22 protein-coding genes and 1 other RNA gene are annotated in these 24,064 nt (G+C 33.8%); 9 read left to right on the top strand and 14 right to left on the bottom strand.

From position 1 onward, the window contains the following. Positions 1 to 40: 40 nt before the first annotated feature. The 4 genes from ACPF9A_RS21460 to ACPF9A_RS21445 all read right to left on the bottom strand — a co-directional run bounded on the left by ACPF9A_RS21460 (position 41) and on the right by ACPF9A_RS21445 (position 4,018). Positions 41 to 772 carry a LytR/AlgR family response regulator transcription factor gene (locus ACPF9A_RS21460; RefSeq protein WP_424000341.1) on the bottom strand — a complete coding sequence of 244 codons (732 nt, stop codon included), beginning with the start codon at positions 770 to 772 and terminating at the stop codon, positions 41 to 43. A gap of 144 nt (positions 773 to 916) precedes the next feature. Continuing rightward, a complete protein-coding gene (locus tag ACPF9A_RS21455) occupies positions 917 to 2,413 on the bottom strand; it encodes a hypothetical protein (protein ID WP_424000339.1) in 1,497 nt (498 codons plus the stop codon). Positions 2,414 to 2,571: 158 nt separating this feature from the next. Next, positions 2,572 to 2,958, bottom strand: coding sequence for an acyl-CoA thioesterase (locus ACPF9A_RS21450; protein ID WP_424000337.1), 387 nt, complete (start codon positions 2,956 to 2,958; stop codon positions 2,572 to 2,574). 4 nt (positions 2,959 to 2,962) lie between these two features. Beyond that, positions 2,963 to 4,018 (bottom strand): glutaminyl-peptide cyclotransferase, encoded by a 1,056-nt coding sequence (locus tag ACPF9A_RS21445; RefSeq protein WP_424000335.1) that lies wholly within the window; start codon positions 4,016 to 4,018, stop codon positions 2,963 to 2,965. 133 nt (positions 4,019 to 4,151) lie between these two features. Between ACPF9A_RS21445 and ffs the strand changes: the two genes are divergently transcribed. Beyond that, positions 4,152 to 4,250, top strand: an RNA gene (gene ffs, locus ACPF9A_RS21440) — signal recognition particle sRNA small type. Between the two features lie 89 nt (positions 4,251 to 4,339). After that, positions 4,340 to 5,149 (top strand): SDR family oxidoreductase, encoded by an 810-nt coding sequence (locus ACPF9A_RS21435; RefSeq protein WP_424000333.1) that lies wholly within the window; start codon positions 4,340 to 4,342, stop codon positions 5,147 to 5,149. A 24-nt stretch (positions 5,150 to 5,173) separates the two neighbouring features. Here ACPF9A_RS21435 and ACPF9A_RS21430 read toward each other — a convergent pair whose 3' ends face one another. Beyond that, positions 5,174 to 6,556: a transaldolase gene (locus ACPF9A_RS21430; RefSeq protein WP_424000331.1), complete on the bottom strand. Its 1,383-nt coding sequence runs from the start codon at positions 6,554 to 6,556 to the stop codon at positions 5,174 to 5,176. A 179-nt stretch (positions 6,557 to 6,735) separates the two neighbouring features. On the opposite strand from ACPF9A_RS21430, the gene ACPF9A_RS21425 reads away from it, so the two are divergent. Together ACPF9A_RS21425 and ACPF9A_RS21420 are read left to right on the top strand one after the other, a co-directional pair. Then, positions 6,736 to 8,358: an ABC-F family ATP-binding cassette domain-containing protein gene (locus ACPF9A_RS21425; RefSeq protein ID WP_424000329.1), complete on the top strand. Its 1,623-nt coding sequence runs from the start codon at positions 6,736 to 6,738 to the stop codon at positions 8,356 to 8,358. 32 nt (positions 8,359 to 8,390) lie between these two features. Beyond that, positions 8,391 to 9,515 carry a hypothetical protein gene (locus ACPF9A_RS21420; protein WP_424000327.1) on the top strand — a complete coding sequence of 375 codons (1,125 nt, stop codon included), beginning with the start codon at positions 8,391 to 8,393 and terminating at the stop codon, positions 9,513 to 9,515. A gap of 7 nt (positions 9,516 to 9,522) precedes the next feature. On the opposite strand, the gene ACPF9A_RS21415 is transcribed toward ACPF9A_RS21420, so the two are convergent. Next, a complete protein-coding gene (locus ACPF9A_RS21415; RefSeq protein WP_424000325.1) occupies positions 9,523 to 10,245 on the bottom strand; it encodes a hypothetical protein in 723 nt (240 codons plus the stop codon). Positions 10,246 to 10,450: 205 nt separating this feature from the next. On the opposite strand from ACPF9A_RS21415, the gene ACPF9A_RS21410 reads away from it, so the two are divergent. Next, entirely contained in the window at positions 10,451 to 11,023 is a 573-nt protein-coding gene (locus ACPF9A_RS21410; RefSeq protein ID WP_424000323.1) for a fasciclin domain-containing protein, read from the top strand. Here ACPF9A_RS21410 and pheT read toward each other — a convergent pair whose 3' ends face one another. Next, positions 11,024 to 13,453 (bottom strand): phenylalanine--tRNA ligase subunit beta, encoded by a 2,430-nt coding sequence (gene pheT, locus ACPF9A_RS21405; RefSeq protein ID WP_424000321.1) that lies wholly within the window; start codon positions 13,451 to 13,453, stop codon positions 11,024 to 11,026. Between the two features lie 126 nt (positions 13,454 to 13,579). On the opposite strand from pheT, the gene ACPF9A_RS21400 reads away from it, so the two are divergent. Continuing rightward, positions 13,580 to 14,803, top strand: a complete 1,224-nt coding sequence (locus tag ACPF9A_RS21400; RefSeq protein ID WP_424000319.1) for a TlpA family protein disulfide reductase — start codon at positions 13,580 to 13,582, stop codon at positions 14,801 to 14,803. Between the two features lies 1 nt (position 14,804). Here the strand turns inward: ACPF9A_RS21400 and leuB are convergent, their stop codons facing one another. Further along, positions 14,805 to 15,923 carry a 3-isopropylmalate dehydrogenase gene (gene leuB / locus ACPF9A_RS21395; RefSeq protein WP_424000317.1) on the bottom strand — a complete coding sequence of 373 codons (1,119 nt, stop codon included), beginning with the start codon at positions 15,921 to 15,923 and terminating at the stop codon, positions 14,805 to 14,807. Between the two features lie 2 nt (positions 15,924 to 15,925). Next, complete coding sequence (locus ACPF9A_RS21390) at positions 15,926 to 17,098, bottom strand: 2-isopropylmalate synthase (RefSeq protein ID WP_424000315.1); 1,173 nt, start codon at positions 17,096 to 17,098, stop codon at positions 15,926 to 15,928. Between the two features lie 145 nt (positions 17,099 to 17,243). Here ACPF9A_RS21390 and ACPF9A_RS21385 point away from each other — a divergent pair, with 145 nt between their 5' ends. Next, positions 17,244 to 18,788: a hypothetical protein gene (locus tag ACPF9A_RS21385; RefSeq protein WP_424000313.1), complete on the top strand. Its 1,545-nt coding sequence runs from the start codon at positions 17,244 to 17,246 to the stop codon at positions 18,786 to 18,788. Between the two features lie 13 nt (positions 18,789 to 18,801). Next, positions 18,802 to 19,662: a DMT family transporter gene (locus ACPF9A_RS21380; RefSeq protein ID WP_424000311.1), complete on the top strand. Its 861-nt coding sequence runs from the start codon at positions 18,802 to 18,804 to the stop codon at positions 19,660 to 19,662. 9 nt (positions 19,663 to 19,671) lie between these two features. Here ACPF9A_RS21380 and ACPF9A_RS21375 read toward each other — a convergent pair whose 3' ends face one another. From ACPF9A_RS21375 to panB, 4 genes are read right to left on the bottom strand one after another with little or no spacing between them, the layout of a single operon-like run. Beyond that, positions 19,672 to 20,202: a DUF4252 domain-containing protein gene (locus ACPF9A_RS21375; protein ID WP_424000309.1), complete on the bottom strand. Its 531-nt coding sequence runs from the start codon at positions 20,200 to 20,202 to the stop codon at positions 19,672 to 19,674. Positions 20,203 to 20,232: 30 nt separating this feature from the next. Continuing rightward, positions 20,233 to 20,931 carry an RluA family pseudouridine synthase gene (locus ACPF9A_RS21370; RefSeq protein ID WP_424000307.1) on the bottom strand — a complete coding sequence of 233 codons (699 nt, stop codon included), beginning with the start codon at positions 20,929 to 20,931 and terminating at the stop codon, positions 20,233 to 20,235. A 32-nt stretch (positions 20,932 to 20,963) separates the two neighbouring features. Then, positions 20,964 to 21,464, bottom strand: coding sequence for a signal peptidase II (gene lspA / locus ACPF9A_RS21365; RefSeq protein ID WP_424000305.1), 501 nt, complete (start codon positions 21,462 to 21,464; stop codon positions 20,964 to 20,966). An 11-nt stretch (positions 21,465 to 21,475) separates the two neighbouring features. Beyond that, positions 21,476 to 22,294, bottom strand: coding sequence for a 3-methyl-2-oxobutanoate hydroxymethyltransferase (gene panB, locus ACPF9A_RS21360; RefSeq protein WP_133687749.1), 819 nt, complete (start codon positions 22,292 to 22,294; stop codon positions 21,476 to 21,478). A 127-nt stretch (positions 22,295 to 22,421) separates the two neighbouring features. Between panB and ACPF9A_RS21355 the strand changes: the two genes are divergently transcribed. Then, positions 22,422 to 22,889: a nuclear transport factor 2 family protein gene (locus tag ACPF9A_RS21355; RefSeq protein ID WP_424000303.1), complete on the top strand. Its 468-nt coding sequence runs from the start codon at positions 22,422 to 22,424 to the stop codon at positions 22,887 to 22,889. Between the two features lie 10 nt (positions 22,890 to 22,899). Here the strand turns inward: ACPF9A_RS21355 and ACPF9A_RS21350 are convergent, their stop codons facing one another. Further along, complete coding sequence (locus tag ACPF9A_RS21350) at positions 22,900 to 23,943, bottom strand: ThuA domain-containing protein (RefSeq protein ID WP_424000301.1); 1,044 nt, start codon at positions 23,941 to 23,943, stop codon at positions 22,900 to 22,902. Positions 23,944 to 24,064 lie beyond the last annotated feature (121 nt).

Raw genomic sequence — 24,064 nt, 5'->3', positions numbered from 1 at the left:
TTGATTCTGATAGTATATGAACTAGTTGTGAGAGAATTCTTTAATTTAAAGAAGAAAAGGTGGTTTTTGAAAGAATATTCTTAAGGTTATTCATATTCTCCCTGTATGTTTTTGAAAACGGTAGTTGTTCGTTAACCTGCTTTAAAGCACAAACAGATTTACCAAAATTAATACGAGAAACATAACTGGTATTAACGATATAACTTTGATGAATACGCATAAAGTTTTCTGGTAGCGTGTTTTCAAAAGTCTTTAACGTTTTAAAGGCATTTATAATTGTACCATCTTTCATGAAAAATTCGGTGGTATTATTATCAGCTTTTAAGTAAAGAATGTCATTGGTATTCAGATATTGAAAATCATTGTAAGACTTTAAACATAAAGTAGCAGGAACCTTTTCTTTCGGCATTCGCTTTTGAAGTTTTAATAGCGATTTTCGAATATCAAATTCGTTAAAGGGTTGTAGCCAATAATCAAAGAAGCCATTTTTGATTGCATCGTAAGCGTAATTTTTGGTTGATGCTATACCTATTAATATCGGCAATTGATTCATATATTGATGAATCTCGGTAACCATCATAAAAACAGATGAATAGTCTTTATTAAGATTGATAAAAACAATATCTGGCGAAAATTTTAGAATATCATTTAGACCGTCTGAAGGGTTGCTAGTGGTATTTATACATTCGAAATCACCATACTCATCTAAAAATGCATGCAATTGCAAATTAGATACAGCATCAGAATCTATTATGGTGTATGTATAACTCAAAAGAAATAGTGTATTCTACGAAATTAAACATAGGTAAGAAAAAGAAGACCTAGAATATCCTTATAAAAACCGAGGACATATTGATAAAATCAACATTGACGGGGCTTGTGAGAGAAAAATCTGTCAACAAATCTGCTAATACAATTACATTTCTTTCTCTTTTGCTTGAAAAGCCCCTAAGTCCGGGTTAGGTAATCGTGGTTCGCCTATAATATCAAAAGGCACTGAATTTGCTGTATTGACATCACCTTTATTGATTACTTCGGATTCTAGCCCAATTCTAAAATCATTTTCGAATGGTAGATAATAATCAATATTACCTTCAAGAATAATAGTAGAGTAAAGCATTTCATCATCAAAGTTGTAAAGCAAATCGTCGTCGATGGTGGATTCGTTGAATTTGATAAAAGAATTTTGAAAACTAAAATTAAATGAATTCTGATTATTCGATTGCAGTAAAATCTCAGTTGAGCTATTGCCATCAATAATACAATTTTTAAACTCGGCTTTGGTTAAATCGAATCCGTCTTCGTTAGCATTTTTTCTGGAATTGTAAATTTCTAGTGCAGCATTAAATCTAAGTCCTTTATTCCAATAATTGGCTATTGTTGCATGTGTAAATGAATAGCTGCCTCCATTTTCAATAAGTAGAGATGAATTGCCAGATGCACCTAAAATTAAGTTGGAAGCCTCTATACTAGTGTTACGCGCCCAAAGATTATATCTAGAGCTATTAAAAACGCGACTATTAGAAATAGTAAGTGATTTCTCGGTGGTGTTTGGTTTACCTTCAACGAAAATACCAAGCTCGGCATTTTTTAAAGTTAAATGATTGATGGTGTTATTTTGGCTGCCGGCGCTGATCCAAAGGGCACCCCATTGGCCAGGTATCTCAGCAAACTCAGGTTCAAGTCTATCGCCTTCAAAAATTACCTCACCTTCCAAAAGATCCCCATTTTCGCTAAGTTGTCCGTTAATAGAAATTTGAGCTCCGTCTTGTACTAAAATTCCAGAGTTTTGATGAAAGTGAATCCTTGAACCTGCATCTATAACAAGTTCTTTTTCTTGGGGAACAATGGCATAACCGTAAATAACATAAGATTTTGCATTTGTAAAATTTAATTGCTCATCTTTTAATTCAAACCCCTTTACTTCGATAGGGTTTCCAGAATCATCATTATAGAGAACAACAGTTTGATTGCTATTTTCTGAAGCCACATCAGGAAAAAGAAAAATAGCATCTTTCGCTAGGGTAACAAGTTCAACTGATTGTTGATAGGGTTCACTGTCAAATTGAATAGCATCGGTATATACCAGCTCGCTCAAAGTATCGTCGTTGATATCTATTGTGGTTTCAATAAGAATAAAAAGACTGTCTTTGGCATAAAGGGGAATATTTTCAAAATTTTTGCCGGCAACTCCGTCCACATTCAATCTGTAAAAACTCTCATTACCATTTTTAAGAGCGATTTTTGGAATTATAATATCATCTTTACTGTCATTGTAGACTTTTAAAAAATAGGTGCTACTACCGATATTCGCGAAAACAGTATCGAGATAAACCGTGTCTTTAGAGAAAGACAAAAGACCATTGCTAGGTGTATATTCAAAATCTTTTCTACATGATGTACTCCATAGCATAAGAAATAAAATAGAGATGGATATTAGTATTCTAATCCGCACGTTATATAGGGTTTTACTCGATAATCGAGATTTAAATACTCCGAGGCTTGCCTCGAAATTTAAAGGTTGTTTTCTTACGAATGCCTCGTGGGCTTACCCCGAGGTTATTTACTAAGTTAAAGGAATATTTGTTTAATCTCTTCAGGAATTCGTGTAGGTCTGTAAGATGTACTATCAAGAAGACACCATTCTGTGCTTGATCTAACCAATAATTTTTTGGTCGTGCCGTGTTTCATCTCTACAATTCTAACACATTTGGCACCAGAACTAGATTCTATATGTGTTGATATGATAATTGGGTCATCTAATACTGCTGCTCGCTTATATTCTATATGATGGGTTAGTACGACCCAAATGACATCTTGCTGCATTTTCGCAGTTGCTACGGTTTGCCAGTGTTCTTTAGAAATATCTTGTATCCACTGTACATAACGTACATTGTTAACATGGTTTAAATCGTCTAAATCGTCATGCGAAACAACAATCTCTTTTTGAAATGCCATATTTCTATTTTTTCTCTATTTGCACTTCAAACATTTTGTCCCAGAACTTACCGGTAACAAAAAATGTTTTTCGTTCGGGGTGATACGCAATACCGTTAAGCACGTAATTTGTTTTATCCCAATTTTCAGTTTTAGTAATGATATCACTCAATCCGCTAAAATTGATAACACCTTCTATAGCGCCTGTATTACTGTCAATAATCATAACACTTGGCTTTTGATAAACGTTGGCGTAAATTTTTCCGTCAACATATTCTAATTCGTTAGCAGAATTAAATATAGAAGAATTGGTCACCGTTTCTATATAGCCATCTTCGGTCATCGTATCCGGATTCAAAAACCATATTTTTTCTGTTCCATCACTTTTAAAAATCTTGGTACCGTCGTTCGTTAAACCCCAGCCTTCACGACTTTTACCGTACTGAAAGTTATCTAATTTTTTGAACGTATTTAAATCATAAATAAATCCTATTCCGCTTTGCCAAGTAAGGTGATAGATTTTGTTATTAAGTATGGTAATACCTTCGCCGAAATATGTTTCATCTAAATCTATTTGCTCGAATACCTTGCCGGTCTTGAAATCTAATTTTCGCAAAAAAGACTGTCCCTTTTTACCTGTAGACTCATATAAGGTATCATTATGAAATTCTAAACCCTGTGTATATGCCATAGTATCGTGTGGGTATTCGTTAATAATTGTATAAGTATAAATTTCTGGAGCTTTTTCAGAAAGGACTTTTAAGTTTTTATTAATATCGACGGTTTCACCATCAAAAGTGATTTTGGCGGTCAAAATCTTGTTACCAAGAGTGGGGACATTAATTATAATTTTATCGTTGTTAATCGGAATTGTGGTGCCATCAATGCTATATTGAATACTTTCTATTTGTTTTTCCTTCTTATTTTTAATGGTAACACCAATTTCTTGGTTTTGATTCACTTGATTTACATTTTTTTCTAAACTAATTTCAAATAAGGCAGACGGTTTTTGATTGCCACTACCACAAGATGTGAATAAGCTGGTAATAAGAACGATACAGAAAAAATTTATAATTTTCATTTAGAAATCGGGTATTTGATTTTACGTAGTAAGTGTTTGCAAGAAGGGTTTCTTGTTATTAATAGGCAATTTAATTCATAAAAATTAGAAACTAAAGGATTGTCAAAGTTTTAAAAGATTGTATATTTGCACCTGGCAAGTCCTACACGACCAGCTCCTGTAGAATCCCCCAGGGTGGGAACACAGCAAGGGTATATGGTCGTAGCGGTGCGATGTAGGTAGCTTGCCTTTTTTTGTGCCTTAAAGTGAAATTTTAAATTTTAAGGTAACATATTCAAAACCAATTCTATATAACGTTTAGCATCGCTTATTTTCTATAAAATGAAAACAAAAGTAGTACTAATTACAGGTGGATCTTCAGGTATTGGCAAAGCAATAGGTGTACATTTAAAGGAGAAAGGATATAAAGTTTACGGTACAACACGTAGTAAAAGTAAATATCCGTCATTTTCTGATTTTCCACTTTTAGAAATGGATGTAAGAAAAGAAGAGACCATTAAAAGTTGTATAGCCTCATTACTTCAACAAGAATCACGAATAGATGTATTGGTAAATAATGCAGGTGTGGGCATAACCGGCCCTATGGAAGAAACCCCTCATGAAGAAGTTTTAAAAGCATTTGCAACTAATTTCAACGGACCTTTAAATGTTATGAACCAGGTATTACCTGTAATGCGTAATCAAAAAGAAGGACTTATTATAAATATTACTTCTATAGCAGGTTATATGGGTTTACCCTATAGAGGTATTTATTCTGCTTCAAAAGGTGCATTAGAGATTGTTACCGAAAGTTATAGAATGGAAACCAAAGCCTTCGGTATCAAGTTAACTACATTGGCACCAGGAGATTTTGCTACCAATATTGCTTCTGGTAGATATCATACCCCTGTTCATGACGATTCGCCTTATAAACAAGCTTATAAGAGCACATTAGAATCTATAGATGCAGATGTTGATAGCGGCGGTAATCCGGCAGAAGTAGGTAAAAAAATTGCTAAAATTATTGAAACCAAAAATCCTAAGCCACATTATAGGGTAGGTTCTTTTATTCAAAAATTCTCATTAACGCTTAAAGGTATTCTACCAAGCAGATGGTTCGAGAAACTATTAGAAGGTCATAGCTCTCATTAAGAAATATACAGTTAAGCGTATGCTTTAATTCTTGTAGATGTTTGAAAAACCATCTACAATTACCATATTGTCTGTAAGAATAGCCTTGTTCATGGGGTATAAAACCAGTTTCTCTGTTAATTCTTTAAAATCGGTACTATGGTATTGTAGAGTAGAATCTACGCCAAGTGTTGCAATGATAGATTTCCACTGATCAAAGTCCGTTTTAATGTTAATGCCAATTAATTCGTATTCAGGTTTTTTCTCTTTAAGTACAGCGATTCTATTAAAAATATCTAGATATTGTTTTTTATTGGTGCCAGACCAGAAGTAAAATAAGACTTTTCTATTAGCTGAAATTTCAGTTAAAGTTTTGCTTTGATTTTCAAAATTTAAAACTTCTAAATTCGGAATTATCTTAGACGGTTGAAGATTTGTAATACCTTGATATAGGTTTTCAATTTCTTCAATATGCATGTTGTTCTTAGATACATTCTTAAATTCATTCAAAAATATTTCAGTGTTTTCAGGAGCATCTTTCTTCTTGAGCAAATAATCTAATGCAACATTTCTGAACAGATTATCTCTTAACTCTTTTTCGACAACAAGACTATCGATCAAATGTAGTTTATGCTTTTTGTAATGTAACTGCTTACTATAATCATTAGCAGAGTCTTTACAATTTTTCACACAGCTCATGTACGCTAAATTTCCGAAATGTGCTTTCATGAAATCATAATAAGGTCTTAGATAAGTAAGTGTATTGTCGCCGTAGTTGATTTGAGTTCGATAACTAAAATAATCTTGGGGTAAGTCGTGAAAATTTTGTTCGGCTGTTTTACGCTTATGCTGAAAGGGGTAAATTTCTTTATACCTATTGTAAGTATAATCGATACTGCCTGTCAATAATTTTACAGCCTCTTCAGAAAGAAGATTTTCTGAATTTATTTCATTAAGATTAGAAACTTTTTCTTTTTTTAATGATTCTATTTTTTCTAAAAAATCTGCTGGTTCTAATTCGTAATAGTCAGTATACATGGCAGAATCTTCGTCTTCAGCGGTAAGGAAAAGATCTAATAGAAAATTATTTGTTTCTTCATTACTTCCAGAAAAAACTAGCGATTCATCAAAGTAAATAGTGTTTAGCCTCACCATTAAACTATCACCTTTTTCTAGGTAGACATATTGAAATTCAGGGGCTAGATTAAAATGATATAGTCCGTTTTCAAGGGATGGAAGTTTAAACTTAAACCGATTTTTATCATCAAGCTTAGCAGAATCAATTTTGAGTCCGCCTTTCATTAAAATAACTTGATTACTTGTCGGATTCACTATTTCACCAGCGAATAGTACCGTTTCTGAATCTTTATTGGTAGAGGAACATCCCATTAATAAAGCTACGCATGTAGAGAGTAAAATTCTTATCATATAGTATATGAATCTGGTATTAGCCAAAAATAACAAACCTAATTACCAGTTGCTGTTAATAGCTAGTTAAATGTTGTCAGCCGCTAACTTAAGAATCTTTTGTCGAATTTGATGATAAACTAGGTAGTGTAAGGCTAGAAATTCAGTATTTTTGCACGGATTTTTAAAATTTTGTTTCTATGTTATCTGTTTCTAATTTATCTGTTCAATTTGGCAAAAGAATTTTGTTTGATGAAGTAAACGTAGCTTTTACCCAAGGTAATTGTTATGGTATTATTGGCGCTAACGGTGCCGGTAAATCTACTTTTTTGAAAATACTTGCCGGGCAAATGGATCCAACTTCTGGTCATGTTCATTTAGAGCCAGGTAAAAGAATGTCAATATTAGAGCAAAACCACAACTCTGCCGATGATTTTACGGTCTTAGAGGCAGTAGTAATGGGTAATAAGCCACTTTATGAAATCAAAAAAGAAATCGACGCTCTGTATGCTGATTACGATGATAAAAATGCAGATAGAATAGGGGAGTTGCAGGTGAAATTCGAAGAAATGAATGGGTGGAATGCTGACAGTAATGCAGCAGCACTATTATCAAATCTTGGTATTAATGCCGATATGCATTATACCTTAATGTCAGAACTAGATTCTAAGTTAAAAGTACGTGTGTTATTGGCACAGGCTTTATTCGGCAACCCTGATGTATTGATTATGGATGAGCCTACCAACGACTTGGATTATGAAACAATTAGTTGGTTAGAGAATTTCTTGGCAGATTATGAAAATACAGTAATAGTTGTAAGTCATGACCGTCACTTCTTAGATACCGTTTGTACAGACATAGGTGATATAGATTTCGGAAAACTAAATTTATATTCTGGTAACTATACGTTTTGGTACGAGAGTAGCCAATTAGCTGCGCGACAACGTGCACAACAAAATAAGAAGGCAGAAGAGAAAGCTAAAGAATTGCAAGAATTTATAGCTCGATTCAGTGCAAACGTTGCTAAAAGTAAACAAGCAACATCTCGTAAAAAAATGCTTTCAAAACTAAAGATTGATGATATTAAGCCATCTAGTCGTAGGTATCCTGCAATTATTTTTGACAGGGAACGCGAAGCTGGTGATCAAATACTACAAGTAGAAGGACTTTCTGCATCTACTGATGAAGGAGAACTGTTATTCCATAATGTAAACATCAACCTAGCTAAAGGTGATAAAATTGCTGTTATTTCAAGAGATTCAAGAGCTACATCAGCTTTTTACGAGATTATAAACGGAAATAAAAAAGCAGATAAAGGTACTTTTCAATGGGGAGTAACAACTAACCAATCCTATTTGCCGGCAGATAATTCAGGCTTCTTTACCGATAATATTAATTTAGTAGACTGGCTGCGTCAATATGCAAAAACAGAAGAAGAGCGCGAAGAAGTATATATACGCGGTTTCTTAGGTAAAATGTTATTTAGTGGCGAAGAAGCACTGAAAAAATGTACAGTACTATCAGGAGGAGAAAAAGTACGTTGTATGTTAAGTAGAATGATGTTAATGCGTGCTAATGTGTTAATGTTAGACGAGCCAACAAATCACTTAGATCTAGAAAGTATTACAGCTTTTAATAATTCTCTCAAGAATTTTAAAGGTACCGTAATGTTGACCACACATGATCATGAATTTGCTCAGACAGTTGCAAATAGAATTATAGAATTGACGCCTAAAGGCAACATTGACAGGTATTCAACGTTTGATGAATATATGTCTGACAAGGCATTGAAAGATCAGCGTAACAAAATGTACGCAGAATAAGCATAGAATAGATTAACCCAAATCGATGTTTTATGAAAACCTACAAATATTTGGCTTGCTTTGTGCTAGCCTTTAGTTTCTTCGCATGCGAAAAATCTTCTGAACAAATTGAAGAAGAAATTCCTATTACTATAGATGCAGATTATACTGTTTTTTTACAGCGAAATAATCAGTTAAGTGGTGTAGTTATTGGATCTGCAAATAATGAGTTAGTTGTTAAAAATACATTGAATTCGTTTAATGCGATACCGGCAAATGCCTTAAAATATCGCACTTCTACAAATATTAGTTATTATTCAAGCAGTAATTGTGAAGCTTCATTGCAATGGTATACTGCTGAAAATTCTATATCTAAATCGATTTCTCTTTTTACCGATATTGATCCTTGTTCAATAGAAATTCTTGCAATGGCACATACTAATGAAATTGTGGCTGTCGCTTATGAGAGAGAGTTGTTAGGAAAAGATAAAGATTTTATAGTTCGAATTAATTCATTGGATGCTGAAGTAGAAAGTCAAACTGAAATTTCTTTAGATAAAAAACCTATTGCAATAGTATCATCTTCAAATAGATTGTTTGTCTTGACCTTGAATGAATTTGTTACTGATGAATTTCATTTATCAGTTATTGATTTAGCCGAAGAAGCTGTTATAATGGAGTTAGATTTAGGATACAATGCTTTTAGATTGTTTACGAATAATACCGGTAAAGTAATTGTTAGTTATCCAGAACTGCATACAACTCTAGATCCTATTACCTTAGAAAAGTCGTATACAACATATGGTGAAAACACCGAGCCAGGTTTTATAACTACGACTGATTTTTTTGTAGATAGTTTAGGTAAATTTTATTTTCAAAAGAGTGTGCCAACCGCAGAAGTAGTGGAGGTGCCAGCAATTTATGACTTTGATAAAAATAGTACGGTAGTTTATTTATTTGAGAATTTTTTGACTGAAACCGAATTGCAAATTAAGTACAATATTGCGGCAGCAACTTCAATTGCCTACGATGAAGAAAACAATTATGTTTTAATCGGGTATCAGAAAAAAGGGCAAGTAGACAAAGGTGGTATTCTAAGAATTACCCCAGCTCCAGATTTTAAATTAATTGATAATATTGATTTAGAAGGCATTCCTAAAACCATATTTGCAAAGTAAAATTCGACTAGCTGTTGAAATATTTACTATTCCAAATAGCAGGATTAAAATTTTTACCCAGTGCGAATCCGTAGAAAATAACCACAGAGGCGATACATTTAAACATAAAGAAAAACAATATCCAAAATTGGGCGTTAGAATTTGATTTAGAGAAAAGTCCGTCAGGTATCATTAATGTCACAGCGAAACTTATAGCAAGAACAAGAATAGAGAGATTGACAATGCTTTTAAAGGGCCACATTAATAACTTGCGTAAAGGTTGAAGGTCATTACCCCATTGATGAATTAAATAATGATATCCATTACCAATTGGTGCAAATAACAAAGGATCATCTTTATCTTCCAATTTAAAAAGTTTAGAAGGCGCTATTATTTTGAATTCTTTAATCTCAAGATTGTGTACTTTTTCAATCGCCTTAATTTTTGATAAGGCTTCAGATGGTATCGGTCCTTTAAAAAATTTTGTATCTAAAAAACGTAAACGGTAATCAATACAGATTTGCTTAATTTCTTCAATGTGATAAATATTTGAGCTGTTAAGCTTATCAATATTAAAGTGGTTATTTATTTCACCCTTACTGGTTGTAACATTTTGTTCGATTCTATCTAACTCATCATCAACCTGTGAAAAGATTTCATAAACTTCTTTCATCCTCATTTCTTCAGATAAAATATGATTTTTTCTAATCTTAGAAAGCTTCTCTTCTATATTCGTTTTAGATAGTAACATGTTCTTTTTTTTAGCAATACACTCAAAGTTAATCAATTAGTAAATTGACTAAAATCTTGTTTAACTTAATTAAAAGTTAATAAAATGTTAAAATATTTTATTTTGATAATTTAACTAGGTGTAAATGACTTCTAATTGTATCTTGACGACGAAATCGAACCGTTTATCGATTACTAGAACATTTGCCCCTTAAGAACCACCTATTATGAAAAAATGGACATCCCTCATGTCCCTGTGTGCCCTGTTTATAGGGCTTGAGACCTATGCACAGGACAATGTGATTGAATTACAATTCGAACGTTTAATCTCTAATATTCAATCAGAAAAGTCCATTATTGAAAGCACGGCTACAAATGAAAATCATTCAACACTATTAAATGCCTTAAGAGCAACAAATCTTGATAAGGTGCTAAATTATAGCGGAGAATTTACCGTTTTTGCACCATCTAATTTGGCTTTTGAAAAATTATCAAAAGCGACTATTGACAAACTATATAATCCAGAAAATAAGAAGTTATTAAAGGCTATGCTTTCTTATCATATCATTGCTGATAAACTTTCTGCTTCAACAATTTTAAAGGCGATGTGCCGAGGTAATGGTATTGCTAAATTTACGACCATTCAAGGGGAAAAAATTACGGCGACAATGAGAGGTATTGATATAGTTTTAACTGATAAATCTGGTAATAGTGCGATTATTGTTACTGCAGATTCTAATCAAAGTAACGGCATCATTCATGAGATTGACACCGTTTTTGTTCCTGAAAAAATGCTTTAATTATCGAAGCGATGCACCCAATTTCTGCTCGTAGGTGTTTTGTAATTTCGACATAATTTTCTCTATCTGTTTCTCTGTCAAGGTACTTTTATCATCTTGAAGCGTAAAGCTTACTGCGTAAGATTTTTTGCCTTCAGGTAGATTTTTACCCTCATACACATCAAAAAGAGTCATGTCTTTAAGGTACTTTCGCTCAGTGCCAAATGCGAGCTCGTAAAGTTCTCGATAGGTTGCCTTGTTGTCTAATAATAAAGCAAAATCTCTTTTAACTTCAGGGTGCTTTGGTATTTCTTTAAAAATAACAGGGGTTGTTTCAATTTGGTTTAGAACTGCTCCCCAGTCGAAATCTGCATATAGTACATCTTGCTTTATATCAAAATGTTTAAGAAGCGACTTCTTTATCAATCCGAAAGAAACCAATTCTTTTTTATTATAGGTAAAAGTTAGTCCCTCAGAGAAAATTGAAGAAGTAGTTGGTTCACTCTTTAAATTATGTATACAAAGTCTTACTAATACAGCCCTAACAGTAGATTTTAGTTCAAAAAAGGTAGTTGCAGAAGCTTTATTCGTCCAACTATCTTGAATTGAATTTCCAGATAGTAGTATGCTTAGATACTTTGGTTCAATTCTCTTGTCGCCTTTTGCATAATATGTTTTTCCAAATTCGAACAATTTAAGATTGGCTCTTCTTCGGTTAATATTATAACTAGCGGCTTCTAGAGCAGAAAATATTGATGCTCTTCGTAATACCGATAAATCGCCACTTAAAGGATTTATAATTTTAACAGACTTAAATTCATCATGTTCTGCACCCAATAGTGCTGTATAATCAGGATTTGTTAAGCTATTGGTCAAAATTTCAAAATATCCTTTTGCAGCTAGAGAGTTACCAATTATTGATTGTATAGTGTGGTCTGCAGTTGATTCTGTAGTAGCAACTGAGGCATTTAATTTTTGACCAAATGCTATATTGTTATACCCGTAGACTCTCAAAATTTCTTCAATTACATCTACTTGTCTTTGCACATCTACGCGATATGATGGCACTTCAAGCCCCATGCCTGTTTCGGTAACATTTTTAACTTTTATATCAAGTGATGCCAAAATAGATTTAATAGTGTCTTGCGGTATTTCTTGACCTATTAATTTGTTAATTTTCTCGAAAGCAAGAAAAACCTCAAAGTTAGGCTGCTTTTTAGAGTACAGGTCATAAACATCAGAAGTTATTTCACCACCTGCAATCTCTTTAATTAATAATGCGGCACGTTTTAAACTATACTCAACATTTTCAATATCAATACCACGTTCAAATCTAAAAGAAGCATCTGTATTCAAAGCATGTCTTTTTGCCGATTTACGTATAGATACAGGATTAAAATAAGCACTTTCTAAAAATATTGAAGTAGTTTCTTCGGTAACCCCAGATCCTAAACCGCCAAAAACACCCGCAATACATAAAGGTTTTTCTGCATCACAGATCATTAAATCGTCTTCATGTAAAGTTCTTTCTACACCATCTAGTGTTATAAATTTGGTTCCTTTTGCTAAGGTTTTAACCAGAATCTTATGTCCTTTTATTTTAGAGGCATCAAATGCATGTAAAGGCTGCCCAAGTTCGTGTAGTACATAATTGGTAGCATCTACGACATTATTTTTAGGAGTAAGACCGATAGCTTTAAGTCTGTTTTGAAGCCAAGTTGGAGATGGCTGCACAATAAGATTACTCAACGTAACCCCGCAATATCGAGGAGCTAATTCGGGTTGTAAAACATCAACATCAATTTTTAAAGATCGATCATTAATATTAAAATGACTTGTTGAAGGTGTAATCAACTCCTTACTAATTTCCCGTTGTTTTAATCCCGCTTTTAAATCTCTAGCGACGCCAAAATGACTCATGGCATCTGCACGGTTAGGGGTTAAACCTATTTCAAAAACTTCATCCTCTTCAATATTGAAAATTTCGGCACATGCGGTGCCTGGTTTTAAATGTTTATCTAAAACCATAATACCATCATGACTATCACCAAGTCCAAGTTCATCTTCGGCGCAAATCATTCCGTAGCTTTCTTCGCCTCTGATTTTACCTTTTTTAATTGTCCAGGCTTCTCCTTCTGCAGTGTAAAGTGTAGTGCCGATAGTAGCAACAGGTACTTTTTGACCAGCAGCAACATTTTTTGCGCCACATACAATTTGTACCGGTGCATCTAAGCCGATATCAACCATAGTGACATTTAGCTTATCGGCATTACTATGTTTTTCGCAACTTAATACGTGCCCAACAACGATACCTTTTAATCCGCCTTTAACAGATTCAAATTTTTCAACTCCTTCTACCTCTAAACCTAAATCGGTTAAAAGTTCGCTGGTTTTCTGTGATTCCCAATCAATTTGTATAAACTGTTTAAGCCAGTTATATGATATTTTCATTCAAAACTTTTATAGGGAGCAAAGATAAAACAATGCCCGTATACATTCAATAAGCTATGAAGTGTTTATTTTAATTTTTAATTCTGCTATTTTAATTGTTTATTACAGATTAAAATATAAATAAACATGAAATTAGGTATTGCAGTACTTTCAATTTTACTAGTATTAGTTGGGTGTAAGGAGGAGAAACCAGAAGTGAATTTATCTGAAGGAATTTGGCTAGTTGAGCTTGATGTAATGGATGGGCAAGCCTTACCTTTCAATCTAAAGGTCGCTAAGAAAATAGACGGTAGCTATGCCATGCAAATATTTAATGCGGAAGAAGTTATAGATGTCGATGAAATAGAAATTAAAGGAGATTCTATTCGTTTGCAAACACCTGTTTTTGAAGGATATTTGACCGGAACGTTTACCGAGAATAAAATGGAGGGTCTTTTTATAAAAGAAAGCTTAAATAGAATAGTGCCATTTACTGCTGTATATGGTACAGAGGATAGATTTAAGATTAATAATAAAAGCGTAGATAATAATGTTTCTGGAATCTGGGAGACTTATTTTAGTCCTGATTTAGCTGAAGAGTACGTAGGTAAGGGTATTTTTTTACAGGAAGATAATAAGGTTACCGGAACGTTTAGAACTACCACTGGAGATTATAGATTTCTTGAAGGTGTATTAGATGGCGATTCGCTTAGATTATCTGCTTTTGATGGTGCCCATGCATTTTTATTTAATGCAAAAGTTACCGATTCGAGTATGAACGGTATTTTCTATTCGGGCAATCATTTTAAAGAGCCTTTTAAAGCTACTAGAAATGACACATTTGAATTACCGGATCCTGACTCGCTTACATTTATGAATGAAGGGTATGATAAGCTAGCTTTCACTTTCCCTGACGGAGATGGGAATATAATATCGTTGGCAGACGAGACTTATCAAAATAAAGTGATTATAGTTCAGTTAATGGGAACCTGGTGTCCAAATTGCTTAGATGAAACTATATTTTTAGTAGATTATTTAAAAAATAACGATAACGTAGAAGTTATTGGTCTTGCTTTTGAATCGGCAAAAACTGAAGCTAAAGCCTTTGAAGGTATTAGAAGATTAAAAGATAGAATAGGAGTAGAGTATCCTATTTTATTGGCTCAGTATGGTACATATGATAAACAAAAAGCGCAAGAAAAATTACCAATGCTAAACCATGTACTATCGTACCCTACTACCATAATTATTGATAAAAAAGGGAATGTACGAAAAATTCATACGGGATTTAATGGTCCAGCAACAGGTGAGAAATTCGTAGAATTCAAAAAGAATTTTAACGAATTAATTTCTGAGTTGGTTAGTGAGTAATTTATATAATGGTCGATTTTCCTAAACCGATGTTTTCGTCGTTTATACTAAAGTTACCATCTAGTTCCATAATATTATCGGCAATAAAATCACCAACATAATTGGTGCCGTATTTTGAACTTCCTAAGATATCTGGAGTTACTATTTTCTTAGAAAATGATTTTAAAACTGCGGCCACGACAGCATCAGATTCTTCATTCATTTTAAAATGCTGTAATAACATAGCCATGCTCAGAATTGAAGCGACTGGGTTTGCAATATTTTTACCGGCAGCATCTGGGTATGAACCATGTATTGGTTCGAACATGGCATGTTCAAGTCCGACAGAGGCAGAAGGTAAAAGTCCTATCGAGCCGGCAATAACGCTACCCTGATCAGAAAGAATATCGCCAAACATATTATCGGTCAAAATAACATCGAACTGAGAAGGGTTTAAAATCATCTGTACCGCCGCATTATCTATAAATAGACAATTTAACTCTACATCTGGGTAGCTCTCGGCTATAGAACGAACTACGCGTCTCCATAAACGAGAAGTCTCTAAAACATTTGCTTTATCTACTAAGGTTACTTTCTTTTTTCTAGAACGTGCAGATTTAAAGGCCAAGTGAGTTATTCGGCTAATTTCAGACTCGGTATAGGTACAGGTATCTGTAGCAGAGTTCCTGTCTTCATCATTCGTTTTCTGACCGTAATAAATACCGCCGGCCAATTCTCTAAAAATAACTAAGTCAGTGTTTTGAACATGAACTTTGTTTAATGGAGATTGTTTTACTAAAGAAGGAAATACTTTTACCGGCCTAATATTTGCAAATAGTCCTAATTCTTTCCGTAATTTCAATAGACCTTGTTCTGGCCAAATTTTAGCTTTAGGGTTGTCATCATACTCAGGTAAACCTAATGCACCAAATAATGTGGCATCGGTATTTTTACATAGTTTTAATGTTTCATCTGGTAGCGGACTTCCCGTTTTCTTAATTGCAGAAGCACCAATAAGTCCCTTTTTAAACGTAAAACTATGACCGAAAGTTTCTTCAACAGAACGTAGGCACTTTATTGATTGTGCAATGACCTCAGGTCCAATTCCGTCTCCTTCTAAAACAGCAATTTCTAAATGCATAGTTAGCTAATACTTTGTAGGTCTATATGTGAAGTTTCGATGATTTGATGAATATCATCATCTTTTACTTCTTTTCTAGTGTCGGCATACTTTAAAAACTCTTCGTAAACCTCGTCTAATTGTACTTTGGTTAATTCGTATCCAACAATTTTAGCTCTGTACGCTAGGGCGGCTCTACCACTTCTAGCGGTTAGAATTATTGAAGATTCGGTAACACCAACATCTGCTGGGTCTATAATTTCGTATGTTTCTCTATTTTTAATAACACCATCTTGGTGTATACCAGAACTATGGGCAAATGCGTTAGCACCTACAATAGCTTTGTTAGGCTGCACCATCATTCCCATTTTACTGGATACCATTAAACTGGTATCATACAATAATTTGCTGTTTATAGTCGTGTCTAAATTTAAATTTGGGTGCTGGCGCAAAATCATTACTACTTCCTCTAAAGAAGTATTACCTGCACGTTCACCAATGCCGTTAATAGTACATTCAATTTGCCTAGCTCCGTTTACAACGCCTGCAATAGAATTAGCAGTAGCTAATCCTAAATCATTGTGGCAGTGACATGAAAGAATGGCTTTTTCTATACCTTTTACATTTTCTCGTAAATACTTTATTTTGGCGCCGTATTCATCAGGTAAGCAATACCCGGTAGTATCTGGTATATTCAAAACTGTGGCACCGGCTTTAATTACAGCTTCACAAACACGAGCTAAGAACTCATTATCTGTACGACCCGCATCTTCGGCATAAAATTCAATATCTTCTACAAAAGTCTTTGCGTATTTAACCGCATCAACTGCACGTTCTATAATAGCATCTCTATTAGAGTTGAATTTAAATTTAATGTGTGAGTCAGATGTACCGATACCTGTATGAATTCTAGGCATTTTGGCATGTTTAAGAGCTTCTGCTGCAACTTCGATATCCTTTTTAACCGCACGAGTTAAACCACAAACAGTAGCATTTTTAACGAGCTTGGCAATGGCTTCAACAGATTGAAAATCTCCCGGACTTGAAACAGGAAAACCAGCTTCAATTACGTTAACACCCATGGTATCTAGACGTTCGGCGATAACTAGTTTTTGTTCACGGTCTAATTTACAGCCAGGAACTTGCTCTCCATCTCTTAAAGTAGTGTCAAATATTTGTACTATATCTTTACTCATTATATTTACGTAGTTTTACTCGTCAAACGAATATATAACCTAAAACACAAAATACTCAAATTTTGTTAACATGTTTACAACGTTAAGTCCGTTTTTTAGGCATATAAAACATTGAATTACAATACTTTAAACTCTTATTTTTACGATGACAAATGCGCATAAAGATGCTTTATTCGTTTTGGTTAAATCACTTTCTAAATCTGAGAAGCGCCAATTTAAGCTTTATGTTGGCAGATTAGGAGTGAATACCGATGCCAAGTTTTTGGCACTGTTCAACTTATTGGATAAAATTAAGAATTATGATGAGAAAATCATTCTAGAAAGTGGCATTGTTAAAAAAGCACAACTTTCAAACCTTAAAGCGCACTTATACAAGCAGATTTTAGTCAGTTTAAGATTGAACCCGGTCAATCAAAATATTAGGGTTCAAATTAGAGAGCAATTAGACTTTGCCACTATATTATATCAAAAAGGACTCTACAAGCAAAGTCTAAAGATTCTTGATAAGGTAAAAAGTGTTGCTATTGAAAACGAAGAAAAGAATATTGCTTACGAAATTGTTGAGCTAGAGAAAATTATTGAAACCCAATACATTACCAGAAGTATACCAGATAGGGCAGATGAACTTGCCATACAGGCAAAAGAATTATCGGGGCATAATGTTATGACCAGTAAACTCTCAAATCTTTCTTTACAGCTTTACGGAATGATGTTGAAGGTTGGTTATGTACGTAGTGATGAAGATTACCAAAAAGTAAAAACTTATTTTAACGATCACTTACCTTTATATAATATTGAAGATTTAGGTTTTCGAGAAAAGTTATGGTTGTATAAAGCCTATCTGTGGTATAGTTTTCTTACTCAAGATTTTTTATCGTGTTACAAATATTCGAGTAAATGGGTAGATCTTTTTTATGATCATAAAGACATGATTTATTTGAACCCTGTTTTCTTTTTAAAGGGCAATCATTACCTTTTAGAATCTCTGTTTTATGTGCAATATAGCTCTCAGTTTAAAGAAGTTTTAGAACGTTTAGAGAATACCATTAAGGAAAAGGATTTTCCTGACAACGATAATATCACTTCACTGGTTTTTATGTACTTAAATGCCAATAAGCTGAACCTACATTTTCTAGAAGGTACCTTCGAAAAGGGACTGTACTTAGTGAAAATTATAGAATACGGTATTAACAAGCATAGAGATAGAATAGATGTTCACCATGTAATGGTACTGTATTATAAAATTGCATGTTTGTATTTCGGTATTGGGGACAATAAGACCTGCATTCAATATCTGAAAAAAATTATAGATAATAAGAATTTGAAAATGCGTGAAGATTTAATGTGCTTCGCTCGTGTTTTAAGCTTAGTTGCTCATTATGAGGCTGGTATGGACTATCATTTAGAAATACAATTAAAAAGTACCTATAAGTTTCTCTTAAAAATGAACGACATGCACGCTGTGCAAAAAGAGATGATCAAGTTCTTGAGAAGTCTTGGGGGCATTTATCCGAGTCAGTTAAAAGCGGAATTTCAGAAATTATATACCGAGTTAAAAAAATATGAAGACCATCCGTATGAAAAAAGGGCATTTTTATATTTAGATATATTATCATGGTTAGAGAGTCATTTGCAGAATAAACCAGTTTCTCAGATTATGAGAGAAAAGGCTTTAGCAAAATCGCGCTAAATATTCTGCTTAAATGAGAAATAATCACATACAACACTTATTAGAAATTAATTTGGCTATGCTCTTCATAGCTACTTCAGGTGCTCTTGGTCGCTACGTACAATTACCTGTACCCGTAACCATTGGTTCAAGAGCATTACTGGCATTTATTGCCTTACTTATTTATTGTAAGTGGAAGGGCTTAAGCTTAAAAATAGAAAAGAAAGATGCTCCAATAATATTTTTAAGCGGTATTTTAATGGGTATACATTGGGTCGCTTATTTTTATGCGCTAAAACTATCTAACGTGGCCATTGGTATGCTTTCGATATTTACTTACCCCGTAATAACGGCATTTTTAGAACCACTACTTTTAAAAACGAAGTTTGAATTAATGCATTTATTACTCGCTTTTTTGGTACTTACAGGTATGTTTTTTCTGAGTCCGTCTTTAGATTTTGAAAATGAATATACCATAGCCATTGGCTTTGGGGTGTTCTCGGCACTTGCATATGCTTTAAGAAATATTTTATTAAAAAAGAAGGTCGCTAAGTATAATGGTTCTATGTTAATGACCTACCAAACAGGTATAGTTGGCATTTTGTTATTCCCGTTTTTATTTACGATTTCTTCTGAAATTATATTAAGTAAGTGGGAAGTTTTAGTGGCGTTGGCTATTTTAACAACAGCAATTGGCCATACTATGTTTTTAATGACCTTTAAACATTTTAATATTACTACGGTAAGTATTTTAAGTAGTGTACAACCCGTGTATGGAATTATAATAGGAGCTATATTTTTGTCGGAAATACCTAAAGGCACCACAATCTTAGGCGGAATACTTATTTTAAGTTCTGTAGTAATAGAAAGTATTCGCTCAAAAAAGCCGACCTGATGTCCGTTTTTAGTTTTGAGAATTTATACCAGGAGTACTCGCGCCAAACTGACTGATAATATTTTCACCGAATTTGGTGAATTGCTCATTTTTAGCCATTTCACGAACCTTTACAGGGTCAAAATTCCCATTAAAATATAAAAACGACCCCGTTTGGCTGTTGTTATTATAAATAAGAATTTCTTTAACTAGATTCTTTTTCTCACGAACTGAAACGACATTTCGCTTTAATTCATCATTTTTTCTAAAAACTTCAATAAATGAATTACCGGTAATACCATTCATTTGTTGATTTAAGAATTGAGTTCTGCTAGCTGTTTCGCTAGGAAATTGCATATATCTTAAATCTTTGGCATTACCAACCATAGCTTTCATTTCAGGTGAAATTTCACTGATTATCGACAACATAAATTGGGGAACGCGAACCGCAGTAACTTGGTTGTCATTTTTATGTGCATTGTAAAAGGTATCAATAGAATTGTAGCTACCGCACGAAGTAATTATTAGGAATACGCTTAGCGCGCAAATTTTCTTTAACATGGTTATAGTGTTTCTCTAAAAGTAGTAAAATTAAAGACACGCATTCCAAATTGGGTCATTTGGTGGTGGAGCAATAATTTCTATAGGTTCTTTTTTTACAGGATGCATTAAACGTAATTTTCTAGCATGTAAGTGAATACTACCGTCAGCATTGCTTCTGTCGAATCCGTATTTTAAATCTCCCTTAATTGGGCAGCCGATGGCTGTTAACTGAGATCGTATTTGATGGTGTCGACCCGTTTCAAGGTCCACTTCTAAAAGAAAATAGCGGTCTAGTTTTTTTATTGTTCTATAAGATAAAATAGCCTTTTTACTTTCTGATACTTCACTACTATGAGCGTACGATTTATTTTGTTTGGTATTGCGCTTCATATAATGTACTAATCTTTTTTCTGGCTCTTCAGGACAGTTTTTTACTACTGCCCAATAGGTTTTTTTAGCATCCTTTTCAGCAAACATTTTATTTAATCTAGGTAGCGCTTTAGACGTTTTGGCAAAAACTACAATACCAGATGTAGGTCTGTCCAATCGATGTACAACCCCTAAATAGACATTGCCGGGCTTATCGTACTTTTTCTTTATATAGCCTTTTACGGTCTCGCTTAAAGGTAAATCGCCGGTTTTATCTCCTTGAACAATATCGCCAGGGCGTTTATTAATTATAATTAAGTGGTTGTCTTCAAATAAAACTTGAAGATTATCTATAGTAGAATGTTCTTTTTTTGACAAAATTTAATTGGATTATTTGAATTTTCAATCACCTAAATAGCCAGTTTTTTTCCTCTGAATATCAAAAATAGTAGTAGTAAAACTCCCGTGGTTACAGCAACATCGGCAAGATTAAAAATTCCTGTTCTTAGAAACCCTAAGCGTAATTGAAAAAAATCAGTAACCGAGCCATAGGCAATTCGGTCAATCAAATTACCTATTCCACCACCGATCACAAGTGCAAATGCAACTAGTAAAAATGTGTTTAAATTTGGTTTAGTCATTATTCTAAAAAGCATAATGACCAATACAAGTAATGGTAAACCTTGAAATATTATTTTTTTAACAATAGGATGGAAGTCTTGACCGAACCCGAGCATTGCACCCGTATTCTCTACATTGGTTAGAATTAAATGATTTTCTATTACGGGTATAAAAGATTGTGGTGCTACTTTTTGTCGAGTTAATTCTTTAGATGCTTGATCACAACCAACAGTCATTAAAACAATGATTATAATCCAAATTTTAGAAAAGTATCTAGAAGGTTTCGACATGTATAAATTAATTAGTATTGCTCCTCATCATTAGGGAAATCTTGACTTTTTACATCACTTACATAGTTAGAAATCGCATTACCCATTTCTTCATATAAGTTCATGTATCTACGTAAAAAACGAGGGTTAAATTCATGCGTCATCCCTAATAAATCATGAACGACTAAAACTTGGCCATCAGCATATTTTCCACCACCAATACCAATGGTCGGTATAGTAAGACTTTCTGAAACTTTTTTTGTGAGTTCAGCAGGTATTTTCTCTAAAACTACGCCGAAGCACCCTAGTTTCTCTAATAATTTGGCATCTTCCATTAATTGTTCAGCCTCTTCATCTTCTTTGGCACGAACGGTATATGTTCCAAATTTATATATTGACTGTGGTGTAAGACCTAAATGCCCCATTACAGGAATACCGGCAGCAAGAATTCTTTTGACCGATTCTTTAATTTCAGCACCACCCTCAAGTTTTACAGCATGTGCGCCACTTTCTTTCATGATTCTAATAGCAGAACGCAAAGCTTCTTTAGGGTCACTTTGGTAGCTTCCGAAAGGTAAGTCAACAACAACTAATGCTCTGTCTATAGCTCTAATTACAGAAGATGCATGGTAAATCATTTGATCTAAAGTAATGGGTAACGTGGTTTCATGACCCGCCATTACATTACTTGCAGAATCACCAACTAAAATTACATCAACTTTTGCGGCATCAACAATTTTAGCCATTGAATAGTCGTATGCGGTAAGCATGGAAATTTTTTCTCCATTCTTTTTCATATCAACTAAAGATTTTACCGTGACTCTCTTATATTCTTTTTTAGCTACTGACATTGTCTATTCTTGATTTATTGCCATAAAAGTAAGGAGTTTTAATGAGATTATAGGGCAGACAACGTAACCAATACAGTAGTAATAAACTTTAATATGAGTAATTTAGAAAAGACATTATAAAATACTCATGAAAAATAAACTTTTATTGATTTTCGTATTTCTTTCTTTTGGCATCTATGCGCAAACATCAGATGAAACTTTGGTCAAAGAAACAATTGATGATTTTTTCAAAGCATTTCACGCAAAAGACTCTTTGGCAATGCAACAAGTAGTTAGTTCAACTATTTACTTACAGACTGTGGGTAAAGATAAAGCTGGTGAATTTTTATTGCGTACAGAAAATTATACAGATTTAGTACACTCTATTACGAGTATACCAGATTCCGTTAATTTTCAAGAACGATTAACCGATTACACTATAAAGATTGATGCACATATGGCCAATGCTTGGGTACCCTATGAATTTTGGCTTAATGGGGCATTTCATCACTGTGGGGTAAATTCTTTTCAACTTTATAAAGAAAATGATGCATGGCAAATAATTTACCTAATAGATACTAGAAGAACTGAAGGTTGTACTCCATCTTCAAAATAAATTTTTCAGTTTATTTCCATGATCTAGCAGTGCTGGTATCCGCTGTCGGGAAATCTTCTGGAATGCTTTGGGTAACCTTTCCTGTTGCAGCCCATTCTGCACCTCGTTGCAGTGTGGTTATAAAACCTACACATTCCATCGAGTAATCAAAATGACCTAGAGTTGAATGAAATACGCGACCTTTTCCATAATTTATGGCCATTAGTTGCGGTACATGTTGACCTAGACCAGTAATAGTAGGGTCCCATGGTGGAGCATTTTTTTCTACATCTGCAAAAGCCGTTGCCAAGATTGTAGCATTCTCAAACGGACCTCTCATGCGCTCGTATAATTCGTCAGGTGTGTGTAACCATTTTTGGGGAATGCCTTTCATAATGGGGTGTTCAGGTGCTCTTGTAGTTAATTGAAATTCATATTCTGGTCCGTGAGAACCACATACTCCTACTGAAGCATCTTCAATTACTTCGCCAGCTTCATTATAATATACATAAGGTCCAGATTTCTCATCACGACCTCCCCACGCACCTAATCCGATCATTTTATTAAATTCTTCCCATTCTCCCCAAGCATTATTAGCTGCATGTATGACAACTAATCCTCCTCCATTTTTCATATAGGTTTCAAAATCATTTCTAGTTTTCTCTGGCCATAAAGGAGATTCTGCACCAAGATTCGAGATAATTACATCGTAGTCATTAAAGTCAAAAGTAAAATCAGAAGTTTTTATTGGGCTATCTGATATATGATAGCTCTTATCTGTTAATGGATAGGTTTCTATAAATGAATTGTAGGCTTCAGGCCTTGTCTGGTTATATTTTATACCTAACCAAACAGAATCCATTCTATGGATATCAACAGTAAAAAGCTCTGTTTGTTCAAGATAATCTTTCATCATCATCGTGGTTTTAGGCCAAACGTAATGATTGTTTTGTCCGTCAATAATCAATGCTTTTAATTTTACCGGTGCTTGATTTATAACTTTCATTTCTTTCTTTTTTTCACCACAAGCGGTAAGTACAATGCTCAATAAAACAACTATCACTATATTTTTCATGTTGATATTTTATGATTCTTTAAAACTGATGACTTTAAATGTACACGAAGTAGTTAAGATGGCAATAGCGAAATTATAATTAGTTACGAATGAAATTTCAATATCTAGTTGCGGATGAAAA

Source organism: Maribacter sp. IgM3_T14_3, from assembly GCF_049603095.1.
Lineage (GTDB): Bacteria > Bacteroidota > Bacteroidia > Flavobacteriales > Flavobacteriaceae > Maribacter.
This window is presented reverse-complemented; position numbering and strand designations above follow the sequence as displayed.

Excerpts from the sequence above, each read along its gene's own strand:
- ACPF9A_RS21455 (WP_424000339.1), bottom strand. The coding sequence starts at position 2,413 with ATGCTATGGAGTACATCATGTAGAAAAGATTTTGAATATACACCTAGC.
- ACPF9A_RS21450 (WP_424000337.1), bottom strand. The coding sequence starts at position 2,958 with ATGGCATTTCAAAAAGAGATTGTTGTTTCGCATGACGATTTAGACGAT.
- ACPF9A_RS21445 (WP_424000335.1), bottom strand. The coding sequence starts at position 4,018 with ATGAAAATTATAAATTTTTTCTGTATCGTTCTTATTACCAGCTTATTC.
- ACPF9A_RS21435 (WP_424000333.1), top strand. The coding sequence starts at position 4,340 with ATGAAAACAAAAGTAGTACTAATTACAGGTGGATCTTCAGGTATTGGC.
- ACPF9A_RS21430 (WP_424000331.1), bottom strand. The coding sequence starts at position 6,556 with ATGATAAGAATTTTACTCTCTACATGCGTAGCTTTATTAATGGGATGT.
- ACPF9A_RS21425 (WP_424000329.1), top strand. The coding sequence starts at position 6,736 with ATGTTATCTGTTTCTAATTTATCTGTTCAATTTGGCAAAAGAATTTTG.
- ACPF9A_RS21420 (WP_424000327.1), top strand. The coding sequence starts at position 8,391 with ATGAAAACCTACAAATATTTGGCTTGCTTTGTGCTAGCCTTTAGTTTC.
- ACPF9A_RS21415 (WP_424000325.1), bottom strand. The coding sequence starts at position 10,245 with ATGTTACTATCTAAAACGAATATAGAAGAGAAGCTTTCTAAGATTAGA.
- ACPF9A_RS21410 (WP_424000323.1), top strand. The coding sequence starts at position 10,451 with ATGAAAAAATGGACATCCCTCATGTCCCTGTGTGCCCTGTTTATAGGG.
- pheT (WP_424000321.1), bottom strand. The coding sequence starts at position 13,453 with ATGAAAATATCATATAACTGGCTTAAACAGTTTATACAAATTGATTGG.
- ACPF9A_RS21400 (WP_424000319.1), top strand. The coding sequence starts at position 13,580 with ATGAAATTAGGTATTGCAGTACTTTCAATTTTACTAGTATTAGTTGGG.
- leuB (WP_424000317.1), bottom strand. The coding sequence starts at position 15,923 with ATGCATTTAGAAATTGCTGTTTTAGAAGGAGACGGAATTGGACCTGAG.
- ACPF9A_RS21390 (WP_424000315.1), bottom strand. The coding sequence starts at position 17,098 with ATGAGTAAAGATATAGTACAAATATTTGACACTACTTTAAGAGATGGA.
- ACPF9A_RS21385 (WP_424000313.1), top strand. The coding sequence starts at position 17,244 with ATGACAAATGCGCATAAAGATGCTTTATTCGTTTTGGTTAAATCACTT.
- ACPF9A_RS21380 (WP_424000311.1), top strand. The coding sequence starts at position 18,802 with ATGAGAAATAATCACATACAACACTTATTAGAAATTAATTTGGCTATG.
- ACPF9A_RS21375 (WP_424000309.1), bottom strand. The coding sequence starts at position 20,202 with ATGTTAAAGAAAATTTGCGCGCTAAGCGTATTCCTAATAATTACTTCG.
- lspA (WP_424000305.1), bottom strand. The coding sequence starts at position 21,464 with ATGTCGAAACCTTCTAGATACTTTTCTAAAATTTGGATTATAATCATT.
- panB (WP_133687749.1), bottom strand. The coding sequence starts at position 22,294 with ATGTCAGTAGCTAAAAAAGAATATAAGAGAGTCACGGTAAAATCTTTA.
- ACPF9A_RS21355 (WP_424000303.1), top strand. The coding sequence starts at position 22,422 with ATGAAAAATAAACTTTTATTGATTTTCGTATTTCTTTCTTTTGGCATC.
- ACPF9A_RS21350 (WP_424000301.1), bottom strand. The coding sequence starts at position 23,943 with ATGAAAAATATAGTGATAGTTGTTTTATTGAGCATTGTACTTACCGCT.